Source organism: Cellulomonas xiejunii (assembly GCF_024508315.1).
Taxonomy (GTDB): Bacteria; Actinomycetota; Actinomycetes; order Actinomycetales; family Cellulomonadaceae; genus Cellulomonas; species Cellulomonas xiejunii.
Window position 1 is genome coordinate 2,674,675 of the sequence record NZ_CP101987.1, and the last position, 15,625, is coordinate 2,690,299.

The following is a 15,625-nucleotide window of genomic DNA, read 5'->3' on the forward strand; positions in this document are numbered from 1 at the left end:
GTCAGCACGACACGACCGCACCGGCGCTTCACCCGGGACACGAGACAGCCCACACCACGCGCCGCGAGTGCCTCCGTGCCGCGCGCCGACGCCGCGCGCACCGCCGGGGCCGGCTCGCCCTCGCGGTGGTGGCCGCCGCGGCAGCCGCCCTCCCGACCGCCGCCACCGCCCGTGACGTCGGACCCGGCGTGTCGACCGCGCGCGGCGCGCGCATGGCGGACCGGGCGTCCGTGCCGGCGACGGACCGGGACGCGGCCGGGAGGTCGGCCGCCATCGAGGACGCGGAGGCATGGTGCGACCACGTCTCGTCGTACTACCTGGCGTTCCCGTCGCCGTGGTCGGCCCGTGTCGTCAACTGCCGCTCGACCGACCTGTCCGTCGCCCCGGTGCGCGCTGACGGCTCCCTCGGCTCCTGCGTCCTGGTGCCCGCACAGCACAGCCGTCACCTCGGCGGTGACATCATCCGGTGGGTCACAGACATCCAGCTGTGTTGACGCCTCAGGCGCGGGTCGACGTGCCAGGGTGGGGCATGGCCCTCCCCTCCTCTCCCCCGACGCCCGACGGCGCGACCGCCCAGCCCGACCCCGGAACCGCTCCCCTGGCGACCGCACAGGCCCAGCTGGCGCGCGCGGTCGAGATCCTCGGCTACGACCACGACCTGCACGAGGTGCTCGCGACCCCACGCCGTGAGCTGCGGGTCGCCGTCCCGCTGCGACGCGACGACGGCCGCGTGCGGGTCTTCACGGGCTACCGGGTGCAGCACAACATCTCGCGCGGTCCCGGCAAGGGCGGGCTGCGCTACGCGGCCGGTGTCGACATCGACGAGGTCCGCGCGCTCGCGATGTGGATGACCTGGAAGTGCGCGGTCGTCGACGTCCCCTACGGCGGCGCCAAGGGCGGCGTCACGATCGACCCGCACGCGCACTCCGCAGCCGAGCTGGAACGCGTCACCCGCCGCTACACGAGCGAGATCATGCCGATGATCGGGCCCGAGCGGGACATCATGGCGCCCGACATCGGGACCAACGAGCAGACGATGGCCTGGGTCATGGACACGTACTCGGTCAACCAGGGGTTCACGATCCCCGCGGTCACGACGGGCAAGCCCCTGGCCGTCGGCGGCTCGCTCGGCCGCCCGACGGCCACGTCGCAGGGTGTCGTCCACACCGCACGCGCGGCGCTGCGCGCCGACGGTGTCGAGCTGTCCGAGGTCAGCGCAGCCGTCCAGGGGTTCGGCAAGGTCGGGTCCCACACCGCACGCCTGCTGCACGAGGCCGGGACCCGCGTCGTCGCCGTCAGCGACGAGCACGGCGGCGTCCGCCGCGACGACGGGCTGGACGTGCCGGCCCTCCTCGAGCACGTCGCGGGTACGGGCTCCGTCACCGGCTTCGCGGACGCGGACCCGCTGACCAACACGGACCTCCTGGCGCTCGACGTCGACCTGCTGGTCCCCGCCGCCGTCGAGGGGGTGCTGGACGGCACGACGGCGGCGAACGTCAAGGCGCGCTGGGTGGTCGAGGGCGCCAACGGGCCCACGACCAGCGAGGGCGACCGCATCCTGGCGGAGCGCGGCATCGTCGTCGTGCCCGACATCCTGGCGAACGCCGGCGGCGTCGTGGTCAGCTACTTCGAGTGGGTGCAGGCCAACCAGGCGTACTGGTGGACCGAGGGCGAGATCGCCGAACGGCTCGAGCAGCGGATGCTCGCGAGCCACGCGGCGGTGTCGGCGCTCGCCCGCGCCGAGTCCGTCACGCTGCGGGAGGCCGCGATGACGATCGGCGTCCGCCGCGTGGCCGAGGCGCACCTGATCCGCGGCTTGTACCCCTGAGAGACCCCGGGTCTCAGACCCGCCCGTGCGGCTCGGCGCGCCGCACGGGCTCGTCGGCGTCACCCGGTGCGCGCACGAGGTCCGCGGTCCGCCCCCCGGCGGTCCGCAGCGTGAACGCGTCGTCACCGGGCGTCACCGTGGCACCCTCCTGGAGCACGCCGAGGACAGCCCGCTCGGTCGCCGTCGCCTCGGGCGGCCCCGCCATGAGCGTCGCGACGACCGGCCCGAACGTCAGGGACGAGCCGTCGAGCCGCCACGTCCCCCGCACCCGGTTGACCCCGGCGTGACCGAACACGACGCCGTCGCCGTCGAACGTGAGCCACGGCTGCCCCTGCGTGCCGGCGCCCGGGACGAGGCCGTCCAGGCGGACCACCCGCCATGTCCCGTGCAGCCACGGGGCGTCCGGGACAGCACCCGAGGGGTCGAAGGACGTCGGCTGGTCGTGCCCGTCATCGCGCATGCTCGATCATGGCATCCCGCGCTCAGGCGCGCGGCAGACGCTGCGCCCACTCCTCGAGCTCGACGCGCGGGCCGGTGTAGAACGGCACCTCCTCGCGGACGTGCAACCGGGCCTGCGTGGCGCGCAGGTCGCGCATGAGGTCGACGATGCGGTGCAGCTCCGGCGCCTCGAACGCGAGCAGCCACTCGTAGTCCCCCAGAGCGAACGACGCCACGGTGTTGGCCCGCACGTCGGCATAGTCGCGCGCCGCGGCGCCGTGCTCGTGGAGCATGCGCCGGCGCTCCTCGTCGGGCAGCACGTACCACTCGTACGACCGCACGAACGGGTAGACGCACACGTAGTCGCCCGCGGGCTCGCCGGCGAGGAACGCGGGGACGTGCGCGCGGTTGAACTCGGCAGGGCGGTGCAGCCCGACGACCGACCACACGGGGGTGAGGACCGCGCCGAGGGCGCTCGCACGCAGCCGGTGGTAGGCGCCCTGCACCTGCTCGACGGTCTGCGCGTGCCACCAGACCATCAGGTCGGCGTCGGCACGCAGGCCCGCCACGTCGTACCAGCCGCGCACGACCAGCCCTTCGTCGGCCGCGACCGCACGCAGCGCGTCGTCGACGACCTCGGCACGGGCCTCGTCGTCGGCGGGCAGCGGTCCGTCGACGGCGAAGACCGACCACATCGTGTAGCGGATCGTCGTGTTGAGGGCATCGGTGTCGGGCGCGGTCGCGTGCGTGGTCACAGGGTCTCCGTCGTGGGGTGGGGCGGGACGTCGAGGACGTCAGGTCCAGGGGTCGGTCGAGCAGGCCGCCGGGCGGCCCGAGTCGACGCCGTCGCGCATCCGGCAGCATCCGGGTGCGCACACCGAACGGAACGGCGGCAGCTGGCCGACCGTCGCCTCGGCGGGGCGCGGCAGACCGGCGTCGTCGGCCCGCGCGATCGCGGCCCGCTCGAGCAGCAGGTCGGCGAGGCCGCGCACGAAGGGCTCACGCACGCCGACGGAGTCCGCCCGCACGGCCGTCATGCCGAGCTCCCGGGCCGTCTCGAGCGCCTCGGTGTCGAGGTCGAACGCGACCTCCATGTGGTCGGAGACGAACCCGATCGGCGAGAGCACCACGGACGTCGTGCCCGCGGCAGCGAGCACCGCGAGGTGGTCGTTCACGTCGGGCTCGAGCCAGGGCTGGCTGGGCGGACCCGAGCGGGAGCAGTACGCCAGGTCCCACTCGACCCCACGGCCGAGCCGCTGCCCGGCGGCGTCGGCCACCGTGCGTGCGACGTCGAGGTGCTGCTCGCGGTACGAGGCACCGGCGACCCTCGAGGCGTCCTCCATCGTGTCGGGGATCGAGTGCGTGACGAACACGAGACGCGGCCACGCGGCGTCGGCGGGGGTGCCCTCGTACGCCTCGACGACCGCGTCCACGTTGGCCTGCACGAAGCCCGGGTGGTTGAAGTAGGAACGCGCCTTGTCCACCACGAGCGGCTCCCCGTCCGGGGTGGCCACCTCGTCCAGCGCCGTCCAGAGGTTCTCGCGGTACTGGCGGCAGCCGGAGTACGACGAGTAGGCCGACGTCACGAGCGCCACGATCCGACGCGCGCCCGCGGCACGGGCCTCGGTCAGCGCGTCGCGCGTGTAGGGCTCCCAGTTGCGGTTGCCCCACACGACCGGGACGTCGAGACCGCGGCGACGCAGCTCGTCCTGCAGGGCCGCCCGCAGCGCGAGGTTCTGCTCGTTGATGGGGCTGCGTCCGCCGAAGTGGTGGTAATGCTCGGCAACGTCGGCCAGGCGCTCGTCCGGGATGTTCTTGCCCACGGTCACGTTGCGCAGGAACGGCAGGACGTCGTCCGGGCCGTTCGGACCGCCGAACGAGAACAGCAGCACGGCGTCGTACGGAGCAAGGCCGGCGGACGTGTCTGCGGACAGATCGGTCGCGGGTGGCGTCACGGGAGGCACCCTCCGATCATCCCATCGTGCCCGCGCAACACCCTGCCCACGCGGTCGTCGACGACGTGACGTTGTCACGACACCGTGTCACCTCGGGACGTATCCCCCTCGTTTGCCGTTTCCGTGTGCGGCCTCCCGGCGACGGCTCTACGGTCGTCATGGCGCGACCCCCGCGCGCCGCGACCCGAGGAACCGGAGCACGAGCGATGAGCAAGCTGTGACGCGCGCCGGACGGCACGCCGCACCCGAGCTGGCGCGGCGCTACGTGCTGGCCGATCGCCTCGGCGAGGGCGGATCTGCGCAGGTGTACCGGGCGATCGACACGCGCCTCGACCGGCACGTCGCGATCAAGCTGTTCCGGCTGGCGGGCGCCGACCCCGCGCAGGTGCGGCGCTACGCGCAGGAGGCCAGGGTGCTGGCCGACCTGTCACACCCCTCACTCGTCGCCCTGCTCGACGTCGGGGCGGACGTGACGCCCGACACGGGCCCTGTCGCCTTCCTCGTCATGGAGCTCGTCGAGGGACGCACCCTGCGCGAGCTCGTCGCGGACGGCCCGCTGGACGCGGCGACGACCGCGGACGTTGGGCACCAGCTCGCGCAGGGCCTGGCCCACGCGCACCGCGCCGGCGTCGTGCACCGTGACGTGAAGCCCTCGAACATCCTCGTCGCCGACACGGCGCCCGCGTCGGGCCGGCGCGATGCGCCTGCGCTGCCGGTCGTGCTCGCGGACTTCGGGATCGCGGCGTCCGACGCCGCGTACCTGGCGAACCGCACGGACGACCGCGCCACGGCGAGCTACCAGAGCCCCGAGCAGGCGCTCGGCGAGCAGGCCGGGCCTGCGAGCGACGTGTACTCCCTCGGTCTGGTCCTGCTCGAGTGCCTCACGGCGCGTCGCGCGTTCCCCGGTGACCCGCTCACGGCGTCTCTCGCCAGGCTGCTGCACGCGCCGAAGATCGCCGACGACCTCGACCGCGACTTCGCGGCGCTGCTGCGCGCGATGACCCGCACGGACCCCACCCAGCGGCCCACGATGGTGGCGGCCGCCGCCGAGCTGCGGGGTCTGCGCCGTCAGCGGGAACGGGCGCTGCGGGTCTCCTGACCCGTCACGCCCGGACGGCGCGGCTCCGCTGATCCGCCGCGACGGGCCGGTTCGGGGCCGCGTCGGGGTCGAGCGAGTCCGCGATCTCGTCCGCCCACGCCGCGACCGCCGCCATGTCGCGGTGGTCGCCCTCGCGTGCCCGGCCACCGGCGATGATCGCCCGCTCGGTGAAGGACAGCACGGACCGGTCGAGGCGACCGCGGAAGCTGCGGTGCGTGCGCGCACCGATGCGCTCGCGCAACGCCGCGACCTCGAGCGGGGAGTTCGCCGAGTTGGCCGGCTGCGTCGCCAGCCCCGACGAGAAGATCCAGACCGGGCGCGCACGCAGCTCGTCGGCCAGTCGCTGGGCCAGGTCGCGTGCCGCGGCCAGCCAGTGCGCCGTGTAGACGGCGGAGCCGATCACCACCGCGTCGTGGTCCGCGAGGCTCGTGACGTCCTCGGGCGCGCGCTGGTCGACCTCGTGACCGCGCTCGCGCAGCCGCCGCGCGATCACCTCGCCGATCTCCCACGTGCCTTGGTGGCGCGACGCCACCGTCACCAGGATGCGCATCGTCCCCTCCTCGCCGTCCCCGCACGGGCGTCGTGCCCGCGGGATCCCATCGTTGCCGGGGGGGTGCCTGCCTGTCGTGGGTCGGAGGTCCCCGTACGCACGTCAGACGTCGGGCGGGCCGTCGTCGGTCAGGCCGACGGGGTCGGGCAGGTCGGCCTGCGCGAGCCGGAGCCGGGTGCACAGCCGCTCGAGCGTCGCGAGCTCGTCGGCGTCGAGCGCGCCGCCGACGAGGGCGTCGATCGACCGGGCGTGGCGTCGTCCGATCTCACGCTGGCGTCGCCGACCCTCGGCCGTCAGGCGCACGGCCGTGCCACGCCTGTCCCCCTCGACCGGCGCCCGGTGCACGAGTCCCTCGTGCTCCAGCCGGTCGACCAGCCGCGACAGGCTGGGCTGCGTCAGGAGGCTGGACTGCGCGAGCTCCCGCAGCCGCAGCCCCTGCTCGTCCGCGCCCGACAGGGCGTACAGCACGTCGTACTCCCGCATGCTCAAGCCGCCCCACACGTCGTGGCGCGCGAACCTGCGCACGAGGGTGACCTGGGCCCGGAACAGCGCCTCCCAGGCGGCCACGGACGCACGGACGTCGGTCGGGGAGGACGGCCGGCTCGCGTCGACGTCGTGGTCGGGCATGGCGGTCCCCTTCCTGGTGCGAGGTCGCGCCCCGCAGTCTCCAGCGTCGACGTCGGAGCCTGCCGACGACGCATCATGTCACCACGGAACCCGGGCCGCCGCGGCCCGTCTACCCTGGTGCGATGAGTGAGACGGGCACCACCTACCTGCTGGTCGACGGCGAGAACATCGACGCCACGCTCGGTTCCTCGATCCTCGGCGGACGGCCGACGCCGGAGCAGCGTCCGCGCTGGGAGCGGGTGCTGAGCTTCGCGCAGCAGACGTGGGACCAGCCGGTCAAGGCGCTGTTCTTCCTCAACGCGTCGAACGGCTCGCTGCCGATGTCCTTCGTGCAGGCGCTCACCGCGATCGGGTTCGTGCCGATCCCGCTGTCGGGCGAGTCGTACGAGAAGGTCGTCGACATCGGCATCAAGCGCACGCTCGACGCGATCTCCGACCGGGACGGTGACGTCCTGCTCGCGAGCCACGACGGTGACTTCGCTCCCGAGGTCGCGCAGCTCGTGGACGCGGGACGCCGCGTGGGTCTGCTGGCGTTCCGGGAGTTCACGAGCCAGTCGCTCGCCGGCCTGACGGCCCGTGGGCTGCAGACGTTCGACCTGGAGACGGACGTCTCGGCGTTCAACGTGCAGCTTCCGAGGCTGCGGATCATCCCCCTCGAGGAGTTCGACCCGCTGCGCTACCTGTGAGCGGCGCCTGACGCGACGACGGCCGCACCGGAGGTCCGGTGCGGCCGTGCGCGGAGGGGCGGAGGCGGGTCAGGCGCCGAACCCGGCCTCCAGCGCATCGTCGATCACGTTGCGCACGTGGTCGGCGTGGTAGCTGTCGGGGCTCATGAACTCGATGCCGTGCAGCGTGCCCGACACCTCGGTGACGATCGACGTCTTGTCGTTGCGCGGGACCTGAGCGCTGTCGGCCGCCGGCACCTGGGGGTCGTCGGTGGAGGAGAACACCTGCAACGGGCCGGCGAACTGGTTGGCCTCTGCCCGCGCGTCGACCTCGCCGTACACGGCCGGGGGGCTCAGCGCGACGACGGCGACGGCTCCCAGGTCGTCGGCCATCCCGGCGGCGAGCGTGCCGCCGGCGGACGCGCCGACGAACGCGACGCGCTGCGCGCCCGTGGCCTTCAGGACGTCCAGGGCGGCCTGGAACCCGACCTCGCCGGACGCGCCCCAGTCGTACGTGGCCACGAGGTAGCCGGCGCCCGCGAGCCGCGCGAGCTCGCCCGACCACTGGCAGACGTCACCGTCCACCTGGGGCGCGAACAGGACGCCGCGGTCGCCGGACCCGGCCCACGCGACCGTCGACGCGGCGGCGTCCTTGCCCACGGTGGCGTAGGCGACGCCCGCGGACAGGCACTCGGGCGGCTCCATGGCCGCCATCTCGACCGGTGCGCTCTCCAGCATCGTGGGGGTCTCGTCCGCGGTGATCTGCGCGGCGTCGCCGGTCTGGGGCTCGGTGCCGGCGGAGCACGACGCGAGCAGGCCGAGCGCGAGGGCGACGGCGGCAGCGGACCTCACGCGCGCGGTCGTCGGACGGGTGGGCACGGGGACGGGTTGCAGACGCACATGCGATTCCTAGGCCGTCATCGGCGCAGGAACAAGACTCCCGTCGAGGCGTAAACGTTTCAGGAGCCCTCCGGAGGAGGACGCGCTACGGTGTGGCCCATGCCGACGCTGTTCACCCGCATCATCGACGGCGAGATCCCCGGGCGCTTCGTCTGGGCCGACGACCGCGCGGTCGTCCTGCTCACCATCGCCCCCATCACCGACGGGCACGCCCTGGTGATCCCGCGCGCCGAGGTCGAGCAGCTGACGGACGCCCCCGACGACCTGCTGGCCCACCTCATGTCCGTCGCCGCGACGATCGGCCGCGCACAGCGCAGCGCGTGGGACGCGCCGCGCGCCGCACTCCTCGTCGCGGGCTTCGAGATCCCGCACCTGCACCTGCACGTGCTGCCCGCCTGGGACGAGTCGAGCCTCTCGTTCGAGCACGCGCGCCACGACGTCCCCGCGGCGGCTCTCGACGCGGCGGCCGAGCGCCTGCGCGACGCGCTGCGCGCTGCGGGGCACGGCGCGCACGTCCCCACGGACGCGTCGTCGCCCGAGGTCTGACGCCGGGCCGGGACCTGACGCCGGGCCCGCCGGCCTGAGGCCAGAGCCCCGCGAGCCGTGGGCCGCGACGGGCGGTCACGTCACACGGCCGGGTCGTCCGGCCCCCAGGTCGCCAGCCGCAGCGTCCGGGCGTCGGTCGCGACGATGGCCTCGGCGTGGTCGCGCAGGGAGGCGACCGTGTCGACGCCCGCACGCACGAAGCGCCCCGACAGCGCGTCGAGGTCACCCGCCGCGAACCCCAGGACCAGGGCCGCCACCTCCTGCGGCGACGTCCAGTCCGTGCGCTCGGCGTGCACCGGCATCGCGGCGGTCATGTCGGTCGCGACGACCCCGGGCGCGAGGTCCAGCACGCGGATGCCCGCGTCCGCGTACTGGCGGTGCAGCTGGGTCGTCAGACGCGCGAGCGCGCCCTTGCTGATCGCGTAGCCCGTGTACGAGGTCATCGCGCGGTGCCCCGCGCCGGAGTTCATGTTGAGCACGCGGCCCCCGCCTCGCGCGAGCATCCCCGGCAGCACCGCGTGGGTCGCCAGCAGCGGACCGCGCACGTTCGTCTCGACCACGCGCCACACGTCCTCGACGTCGTCCGCCGCGAACGGCAGCTCGGCGTGCTCGATGACGCCGGCGTTGTTGACCAGCAGGCCGATGCCGCCCTGCGAGGCCAGCCCCGCCTCGACGCGCGCGACCGCGTCCGCGACCGCGGTCGCGTCGACCAGGTCCGCCGCCGCCACCGTCACCGGCGCACCGAGCGCCCGCGCCTCGTCCGCGACCTCCTCGAGGCGCTCGCGCGTGCGGGCCACCAGTCCCAGCGCGTAGCCCTCGCGCGCGAGGGCGAGCGCGAGCCGGCGGCCGATCCCCCGACCGGCGCCGGTCACCAGAGCCGTGCGCGGGACGGGAAGCGGGGTGGGCAGGTCGGGCGCGGCGGTCACGAGCCCATCGTGGCCCACGGTGCCCAGCATCGCCCACCCGGGCCCACGCGCGTCACGGCGTGTCGACGACCGCCCGCAGGTCCTCGAGCGTGATGCGGCCCTGGTACGGCACGCCGTCGACGACCAGGGTCGGCGTGCCCGGGACGTCCAGCTCGATGCCGCTCTCGTAGTCGGTCTGCACCGAGCGCGCGTACCGGTCCGCGGGCGCGCCGACGATCTGCTCGGGGTCGAGGCCGAGCTCGCGCGCGTAGCCCACCAGGTCGTCATCGGTGAGGGCGTCCTGGTGCGCGAACAGCAGCTGCTGCATCGGCCAGAACTGCCCGTGCGCCCCCGCGGCCTCGGCCGCGAGCGCCGCGGCGAGGGCGTGCGGGTGCACCTGGAAGAGCGGGAAGTGCCGCCACACCAGCCGGACCCGCCCTCCGGACTCCTCGACGAGGCGGCGCAGCACCGGCTCGGCGTCGCGGGAGTGCGGGCACTCGAGGTCGCCGTACTCGACGATCGTCACCGGCGCGCCGGGCTCGCCCAGGACGTGGCGGTCGGGGTCGGTGCTCACCTCGGGGAGGTCGGGCGACGTCATGCGCCCAGCGTGCCGTGTGGCGACGGTCGTCGCACCCCGTCGCGTCAGGCGCCGCGGGCCCGCAGGGGTGGGCTCGCCGTGCCGCTGCCATCCGCGATCCCCCGGACGACCTCGTGCAGGGCCTGCGCGCCCGTGAACCGCGGGCGCCAGTCGAGCTCACGCTCCGCGCGCGTCGTGTCCAGCACGGGCGCCGACGTCCCCAGGTCGAGCCACCCGGGACCCACGGGCACCACCCGCGCACGCCACCCCGCGGACACCGCGGCACGCGCGAGGCCGGCCGGCACCTCACGCAGGCGCCCGGCGGATACCAGCGCGGCGACGTCGGGGCCACGCAGGACGCCCGGTCCGGCGACGTTGAAGCCGCCACGCACCTGGCGGACGACGGCCTCGCGGAACGCGTCGGCGAGGTCGTCGGCGTGCACGGCCTGGACGCGTACGCCGCGTGGCCAGGGCAGGACCGGGACGCGCCCGTCCAGGACCCGCCCGGGAACGAGCGGGCCGAGGAAGTAGCGGGCGATCTCGTGGCCCGCGTCGCGCTGGAAGACCAGCGCCGGGCGCACGCGCGCGACCACGAGCGACGTCTGCGCCTCCGCGCGGTCCAGCAGCGTCTCCACCGCGGCCTTGTCGACGCTGTACTGCGAGGACGGCACGCCGTCGGTCGGCCAGGTCTCGTCACGCGGGACCTCGTCGCGCGACGGCGAGTACGCACCGACCGAGGACGCGACGACCAGGTGCGGCACCCCGGCCCGCACGGCCGCGCGCACGACCCGGTGCGTCCCCACGACGTTGGTCGCCAGCAACCGCGCACGGTCGTGCGTGGGCTGCAGCGCCCACGCCAGGTGGACCACGGCGTCGGCGCCGGCGAACGCGTCCGCGAGCGCCACGACGACCTGTCCCGCCGCGTCGTCGGCGCCGATGTCGCACGCCACCCACGTCGCCACGTCGTAGGACGGCGGCGGGCGGTCCTGCGGGACCCGGCGCGCGACGGCGACCACCGAGGTCACGGTGGAGTCCTGCGCGAGGCGACGCAGGACGGCCGTGCCGACGTTGCCGCTCGCCCCGACGACCACGACTCTCATGGGTACCTCCCGCAGGGTGCGGCGTCGCTCACGACGACGGGTCGAGGACGACCTTGATGCAGCCGTCGGCCTTGCGCTGGAACACGTCGTACGCCTGGGGTGCCTGTTCGAGCGGCACGCGGTGGGTGCGCAGGTCCGCCACGGCGAGGGGGTCGGACGCGTCGGTGACGAGCGGCAGCAGGTCGTCGTACCACCGCCGCACGTTGGCCTGCCCGAAGCGGAGGGTGAGCTGGCGGTCGAACACGTCCATCATCGGGATCGGGTCCAGCGCGCCGCCGTACACACCGACGACCGACACCGTCGCGCCACGGCGGGCGACGCCGATCGCGGTGTGCAGCGCCGCCATGCGGTCCACGGCCGCCTTCTCGATGAGCGGGCGCGCCAGGGTGTCCGGCAGGAAGGCGGCGGCGCGCTGCCCCGCGGCGGCGAGCGGCGAGCCGTGCGCCTCCATGCCGACGGCCTCGACGACGGCGTCCGCTCCGCGCCCGTGCGTGCGGTCCCGCACCGCGCCGACGACGTCGTCGGTGCGGGCCGCGTCGAGGACGTCGACGCCGTTGCGCGACGCCATGAGCAGCCGCTCGGCGACGATGTCGATCCCGATGACGCGCTCGGCCCCGCGGTGCAGCGCGATGCGCGCAGCCATCTGCCCGATGGGCCCCAGCCCGACGACCGCGACCGTGCCGCCCGGGGGCACGTCCGCGTACTCGACGGCCTGCCACGCGGTGGGCAGGACGTCGGACAGGTAGAGGTACGTCTCGTCGGGCCGACCGTCGTCGGGCACGACCAGGGGCCCGTACTGCGCCTGCGGGACGCGCAGGTACTGCGCCTGCCCGCCCGGCACGCTGCCGTAGAGCGAGGTGTACCCGAACAGCGCCGCGCCCTTGCCGGCACCCCGCACCTGGGTCGTCTCGCACTGGCTCTGCAGCCCCAGCGCGCACATGTGACAGGTGCCGCACGCGATGCCGAACGGGACGACGACCCGGTCGCCGACCTTCAGGCGTCGGCCCGCCTCCGGGCCCACCTCCTCGACCACGCCCATCGCCTCGTGGCCCAGAACGTCACCCGGCTTCAGGAACGCTCCGAGGACCGAGTACAGGTGCAGGTCCGACCCGCACACCGCCGTCGACGTCACACGGATCACCGCGTCGGTCGGCTCCTGCACCCGGGGGTCCGGGACGTCCTCGACCCGCACCTGCTCGCGTCCCTGCCACGTCAGTGCCCGCATCGGCCCACCGTCCTCTTCGCTCGTCCAGGTCGTCAGCCACCGTCGCACCGGTCCGCCCGGCCCGCATCCGCAAGGTGTGGCCCCCCGTCGCCGGGACGTCCGCGGGGCGAGCAGTTCACGCGACCGCTCCACATCCAGGACGCGAGCCGCGTTTCCACGGTGCACGCAGTCACCCGAACCTGGAGGAGCCACCATGAAGCCGACCCCCACCCCCACCCGGCGCCACCGCCGACTCGTCGCCGTCGGCGCTCTCACCGCGGGCATGTCCGTGGCCTGCGCGGGAGGCGCCCTGGCCGTCGCACCCGAGTCGGCCCTCTCGCGCACGGTGTCGGGCGCGCTGCAGAGCGTCGGCATCGAGTGGCAGGGCATGCCCGAGGGGTACACGCCCGACCAGTACGCCGCCTTCTGGGACGCCGGCTACACGTGGGGCGACGCGCAGCACCTCTCCGAGCTGTGGGACCTCGACATGATCGAGACGAAGGCCCGTGCCGGGCAGCTGCTCGTCGACGGGCAGGCCCTGCCGATCACGCCGGGCACCTACCCCGAGGCCGGTGCCGACGCCACGTCCGTCGCGTTCGACGCGCTGTGGTCGGCCGGGTACACGTACGAGGACGTCCAGGCGCTCTCGGCCCTGTGGAGCACCGACGACGCCGAGACCAAGGCCCGGGCCGGGCAGGCGCTCGTCGACGGGCAGACGCTGCCCGTCGCGCCGAGCGGCACCGCGACCGCGGGGTCCTGACCCGATGACGTCCGGCATGCTGGACCACCTGCACCGCGAGGAGACGACCATCGAGACGGACGGCCTGACGCTGCGCACCGGCGTCGAGATCGAGCTGCTCGCACCCGTCGGGTCCGACCGGCAGGCCCTCGCGGACGTCCTCGCCGCCCGCAGCGGCGGTGCGGTGCGGCGGTCCTTCCACACCGACAGCGAGCCGTCGGCCGTGCCGGGCGTCGGCGTCTTCCGCCACCTGTCCCCCGCCTTCGACGTCGTCGACGGGCGCGGCCGGCCGCTGGCCCGGCTCGTCGACGACGTCACCATCGAGGCGGACCTCGCCCCGGTGCCCGGCAGGCGTGACCTGCCGGGGCACCGGGGCTGGTACCGGGTGCTGTGCGACGACCCGCGCCTCCTGCGGCTCGTCGAACGGCACGCGGACCCGGACGCGCCGCTCGCGGACGTCCTGCGACCCGTCGCCGACCTGTTCGGCGCCACGGTCGAGGTGTTCCCCGGTGCCGCGCGCGTCAACGACGCGACGGGGGCGAGCATCGCGGTGGCGATGGCCCTGCCGCCAGGACGTGAGCGCCCGTGCGAGGTCGTGACGCCGCCGCTCGAGCGGGCCCACGCCCGGGCGCTGGAGAACCTGCTGGCCCCGGCCCGCGACCTCGGGTTCACCGTGCCGCACGAGGCCGCGGTGCACGTGCACGTCGACGGCGGGCCGTTCCGGGACCCGGCGGCGTTCGCGAACCTCGTGCGGCTCTTCGCGCACTGGCGCGAGCCCCTGTGGGAGGCGCTGGGCACCAACCCCGCGTGCCGCCGGCTGGCGCCGCTGCCCGGAGCGCTCGTCGACCTCGTCGAGCGCGACCACCCGCGGACGCCCGAGGGCTGGGCGCGGCTGCAGCGCGACGCGCACGCGGTCGGGCTGACCAAGTACGCCGACGTCAACCTCACGCAGCTCGTCAGCCCGCGGCCCCTGCGCGACACGGTCGAGGTGCGGGTCCTGCCCGGCTCGATCGACGGTCACGACGTGGTCCGTCGGGCACGCGTCGTCGAGCGGCTGCTGCTGCGGTGCCTCGACGCGCGCCCCGTGCCCTCACCGGGAGCCGACGCCGTCCACGACCCGGGCCGGGCGCTCGACGCGCTCGCGGGCGGGCACCGGGAGGTGACGCGATGAGCGTGTGGACCCAGACGTCCCGCCCCGACAGCGCCGCCGTCCCGGTGGTCCGACCGCTGCACGCCGTGACCGGTGCAGTCGCGAGCGGCACGCCGGAGCACCACCTCGACGAGGTGGTGCGGGCCCACCTGCCCGCACTGCTGCGGTACGCCACGGTGCTGACCGGCGACGGGCACACCGCGGCCGACCTCGTGCAGGAGGTCCTGCTGCGCGCGCACGTGCGCTGGACCCGCATCGGCCTCATGGAACGGCCCGACCTGTACCTGCGCCGCATGGTCACCAACGAGCACCTGTCGTGGCGGCGGCGCTGGCACGTGCGCACCGTGCACCCGTCGAGCGACGACGTGCTCGCGGCGCATGCCGACCCGGCGCACGACCACGCGCACCGCGTCGTCGAGGACGACGCCCTCTGGCGGCGGCTGTCCGAGCTTCCCCCGCGCCAACGCGCCGTCCTGGTGCTGAGGTACTACGAGGGCCTCGCCGACCTGGAGATCGCCCAGGTCCTGGGGACCTCCGCCGCGACCGTCCGCTCCCACGCGTCCCGCGCGCTCGCCACGCTGCGGGTCGCCGACCTCACCACGGAGTCCTGATGACCGAGCACGTGCGACCAGTCCCCGGTGCCCCCGACGGCGACGGGCCGTCGCGGACGACCGACGACCCCCACCGGGACCTGCTGGCCGAGCGCATCGCCCGGTCGCTGCGTTCCCGCGACGCGTCCGCGCCCGACGCCGGCGAGGTGGCGGCGCGCGTCGAGGCACGGCTGGCCGCACAACCGGCGTCGCACCGCGCGGCTGCCCGTCTGAGGTCCAGCCGCGGTGCGCGCATCGCCGCCGTCGGGGTGGTCACGTCGAGCCTGGCCGTCACCGGCGCCGGCGCCGCCGCGGCGGCGAACCCGTACTCGCCCATGGCGCAGACGGTCGAGAACGTCGTCCGCGCCGTCGGCCTCGAGTGGAGCGCGATGCCGTCCGGCTACACGCGCGAGCAGCACGACGCGCTCTGGGGTGCGGGGTTCGAGATCGAGGACGTCACCGCGCTCGAGGAGCTGTGGGGCACGGACACGACCCAGACCAAGGCACGTGCCGGGCAGATGCTGCTCGACGGGCTGGCGCCGCCCGTCGCGCCCGGCTCGATGACGGCGGACACGACCACCACCCAGCTGGAGGCCCTGTGGGCCGCGGGGTACGTGTGGGAGGACGCGCTCGCGCTGGCCGAGCTGTGGGGCGTCGACGTGAGCGAGGCCAAGGCACGCGCGGCGTCGACGGTCCACCAGGGGCAGGCGCTGCCGCTGCCGCCGTCGGGACCCGTCGGCGGCCAGGGCTGA

The 15,625-nt window shown here is 74.8% G+C and carries 19 protein-coding genes; 9 read left to right on the forward strand and 10 right to left on the reverse strand.

The window, feature by feature from the left end; genetic code table 11:
• Nucleotides 1-128 precede the first annotated feature (128 nt).
• A complete protein-coding gene (locus NP048_RS12150) occupies nt 129-494 on the forward strand; it encodes a hypothetical protein (protein ID WP_256769270.1) in 366 nt (121 codons plus the stop codon).
• 35 nt (nt 495-529) lie between these two features.
• Nucleotides 530-1,828: a Glu/Leu/Phe/Val family dehydrogenase gene (locus NP048_RS12155; RefSeq protein WP_227575857.1), complete on the forward strand. Its 1,299-nt coding sequence runs from the start codon at nt 530-532 to the stop codon at nt 1,826-1,828.
• Nucleotides 1,829-1,841: 13 nt separating this feature from the next.
• Here the strand turns inward: NP048_RS12155 and NP048_RS12160 are convergent, their stop codons facing one another.
• From NP048_RS12160 to NP048_RS12170, 3 genes are read right to left on the reverse strand one after another with little or no spacing between them, the layout of a single operon-like run.
• The gene (locus NP048_RS12160; protein ID WP_227575858.1) at nt 1,842-2,288 is read right to left on the reverse strand and encodes an META domain-containing protein; all 447 of its coding nucleotides are present in this window, start codon (nt 2,286-2,288) and stop codon (nt 1,842-1,844) included.
• Between the two features lie 22 nt (nt 2,289-2,310).
• Entirely contained in the window at nt 2,311-3,021 is a 711-nt protein-coding gene (gene hemQ / locus NP048_RS12165) for a hydrogen peroxide-dependent heme synthase (protein ID WP_348519180.1), read from the reverse strand.
• Nucleotides 3,022-3,060: 39 nt separating this feature from the next.
• The gene (locus NP048_RS12170; protein ID WP_372456777.1) at nt 3,061-4,230 is read right to left on the reverse strand and encodes a ferrochelatase; all 1,170 of its coding nucleotides are present in this window, start codon (nt 4,228-4,230) and stop codon (nt 3,061-3,063) included.
• A 208-nt stretch (nt 4,231-4,438) separates the two neighbouring features.
• On the opposite strand from NP048_RS12170, the gene NP048_RS12175 reads away from it, so the two are divergent.
• Complete coding sequence (locus NP048_RS12175) at nt 4,439-5,320, forward strand: serine/threonine-protein kinase (protein WP_227575860.1); 882 nt, start codon at nt 4,439-4,441, stop codon at nt 5,318-5,320.
• A gap of 4 nt (nt 5,321-5,324) precedes the next feature.
• Here NP048_RS12175 and NP048_RS12180 read toward each other — a convergent pair whose 3' ends face one another.
• The gene (locus NP048_RS12180) at nt 5,325-5,870 is read right to left on the reverse strand and encodes a flavodoxin domain-containing protein (RefSeq protein ID WP_227575861.1); all 546 of its coding nucleotides are present in this window, start codon (nt 5,868-5,870) and stop codon (nt 5,325-5,327) included.
• A 102-nt stretch (nt 5,871-5,972) separates the two neighbouring features.
• Nucleotides 5,973-6,497: a MarR family winged helix-turn-helix transcriptional regulator gene (locus tag NP048_RS12185; protein WP_227575862.1), complete on the reverse strand. Its 525-nt coding sequence runs from the start codon at nt 6,495-6,497 to the stop codon at nt 5,973-5,975.
• A gap of 122 nt (nt 6,498-6,619) precedes the next feature.
• Here NP048_RS12185 and NP048_RS12190 point away from each other — a divergent pair, with 122 nt between their 5' ends.
• Nucleotides 6,620-7,183: an NYN domain-containing protein gene (locus tag NP048_RS12190; protein ID WP_227575863.1), complete on the forward strand. Its 564-nt coding sequence runs from the start codon at nt 6,620-6,622 to the stop codon at nt 7,181-7,183.
• Nucleotides 7,184-7,252: 69 nt separating this feature from the next.
• Here NP048_RS12190 and NP048_RS12195 read toward each other — a convergent pair whose 3' ends face one another.
• Nucleotides 7,253-8,014 (reverse strand): alpha/beta hydrolase, encoded by a 762-nt coding sequence (locus NP048_RS12195; RefSeq protein ID WP_227575864.1) that lies wholly within the window; start codon nt 8,012-8,014, stop codon nt 7,253-7,255.
• A gap of 147 nt (nt 8,015-8,161) precedes the next feature.
• On the opposite strand from NP048_RS12195, the gene NP048_RS12200 reads away from it, so the two are divergent.
• Entirely contained in the window at nt 8,162-8,608 is a 447-nt protein-coding gene (locus NP048_RS12200; protein ID WP_227575865.1) for an HIT family protein, read from the forward strand.
• A gap of 80 nt (nt 8,609-8,688) precedes the next feature.
• Here NP048_RS12200 and NP048_RS12205 read toward each other — a convergent pair whose 3' ends face one another.
• The 4 genes from NP048_RS12205 to NP048_RS12220 are packed head-to-tail and all read right to left on the reverse strand — an operon-like array spanning nt 8,689 to nt 12,415.
• Nucleotides 8,689-9,534 carry an SDR family NAD(P)-dependent oxidoreductase gene (locus tag NP048_RS12205; RefSeq protein ID WP_227575866.1) on the reverse strand — a complete coding sequence of 282 codons (846 nt, stop codon included), beginning with the start codon at nt 9,532-9,534 and terminating at the stop codon, nt 8,689-8,691.
• 52 nt (nt 9,535-9,586) lie between these two features.
• A complete protein-coding gene (locus NP048_RS12210; protein ID WP_227575867.1) occupies nt 9,587-10,111 on the reverse strand; it encodes a DsbA family protein in 525 nt (174 codons plus the stop codon).
• A gap of 44 nt (nt 10,112-10,155) precedes the next feature.
• Entirely contained in the window at nt 10,156-11,190 is a 1,035-nt protein-coding gene (locus NP048_RS12215) for an NAD-dependent epimerase/dehydratase family protein (protein ID WP_227575868.1), read from the reverse strand.
• Nucleotides 11,191-11,218: 28 nt separating this feature from the next.
• Entirely contained in the window at nt 11,219-12,415 is a 1,197-nt protein-coding gene (locus NP048_RS12220; RefSeq protein ID WP_227575869.1) for a zinc-dependent alcohol dehydrogenase, read from the reverse strand.
• 193 nt (nt 12,416-12,608) lie between these two features.
• Here NP048_RS12220 and NP048_RS12225 point away from each other — a divergent pair, with 193 nt between their 5' ends.
• From NP048_RS12225 to NP048_RS12240, 4 genes are read left to right on the forward strand one after another with little or no spacing between them, the layout of a single operon-like run.
• The gene (locus tag NP048_RS12225) at nt 12,609-13,154 is read left to right on the forward strand and encodes a hypothetical protein (protein WP_227575870.1); all 546 of its coding nucleotides are present in this window, start codon (nt 12,609-12,611) and stop codon (nt 13,152-13,154) included.
• A 16-nt stretch (nt 13,155-13,170) separates the two neighbouring features.
• Nucleotides 13,171-14,304, forward strand: a complete 1,134-nt coding sequence (locus NP048_RS12230; RefSeq protein WP_227575871.1) for an amidoligase family protein — start codon at nt 13,171-13,173, stop codon at nt 14,302-14,304.
• A complete protein-coding gene (locus tag NP048_RS12235; RefSeq protein WP_227575872.1) occupies nt 14,301-14,894 on the forward strand; it encodes a SigE family RNA polymerase sigma factor in 594 nt (197 codons plus the stop codon). Before NP048_RS12230 ends, NP048_RS12235 begins: the two co-directional genes overlap by 4 nt.
• The gene (locus tag NP048_RS12240) at nt 14,894-15,625 is read left to right on the forward strand and encodes a hypothetical protein (protein ID WP_227575873.1); all 732 of its coding nucleotides are present in this window, start codon (nt 14,894-14,896) and stop codon (nt 15,623-15,625) included. The genes NP048_RS12235 and NP048_RS12240 overlap by 1 nt, the downstream gene beginning before the upstream one ends.

Coding starts and splice junctions, on each gene's coding strand:
- NP048_RS12240 (WP_227575873.1), top strand. CDS start 14,894: ATGACCGAGCACGTGCGACCAGTCCCCGGTGCCCCCGACGGCGACGGG.
- NP048_RS12185 (WP_227575862.1), bottom strand. CDS start 6,497: ATGCCCGACCACGACGTCGACGCGAGCCGGCCGTCCTCCCCGACCGAC.
- NP048_RS12155 (WP_227575857.1), top strand. CDS start 530: ATGGCCCTCCCCTCCTCTCCCCCGACGCCCGACGGCGCGACCGCCCAG.
- NP048_RS12180 (WP_227575861.1), bottom strand. CDS start 5,870: ATGCGCATCCTGGTGACGGTGGCGTCGCGCCACCAAGGCACGTGGGAG.
- NP048_RS12210 (WP_227575867.1), bottom strand. CDS start 10,111: ATGACGTCGCCCGACCTCCCCGAGGTGAGCACCGACCCCGACCGCCAC.
- NP048_RS12220 (WP_227575869.1), bottom strand. CDS start 12,415: ATGCGGGCACTGACGTGGCAGGGACGCGAGCAGGTGCGGGTCGAGGAC.
- NP048_RS12215 (WP_227575868.1), bottom strand. CDS start 11,190: ATGAGAGTCGTGGTCGTCGGGGCGAGCGGCAACGTCGGCACGGCCGTC.
- NP048_RS12230 (WP_227575871.1), top strand. CDS start 13,171: ATGCTGGACCACCTGCACCGCGAGGAGACGACCATCGAGACGGACGGC.
- NP048_RS12200 (WP_227575865.1), top strand. CDS start 8,162: ATGCCGACGCTGTTCACCCGCATCATCGACGGCGAGATCCCCGGGCGC.
- NP048_RS12160 (WP_227575858.1), bottom strand. CDS start 2,288: ATGCGCGATGACGGGCACGACCAGCCGACGTCCTTCGACCCCTCGGGT.
- NP048_RS12235 (WP_227575872.1), top strand. CDS start 14,301: ATGAGCGTGTGGACCCAGACGTCCCGCCCCGACAGCGCCGCCGTCCCG.
- NP048_RS12225 (WP_227575870.1), top strand. CDS start 12,609: ATGAAGCCGACCCCCACCCCCACCCGGCGCCACCGCCGACTCGTCGCC.
- NP048_RS12190 (WP_227575863.1), top strand. CDS start 6,620: ATGAGTGAGACGGGCACCACCTACCTGCTGGTCGACGGCGAGAACATC.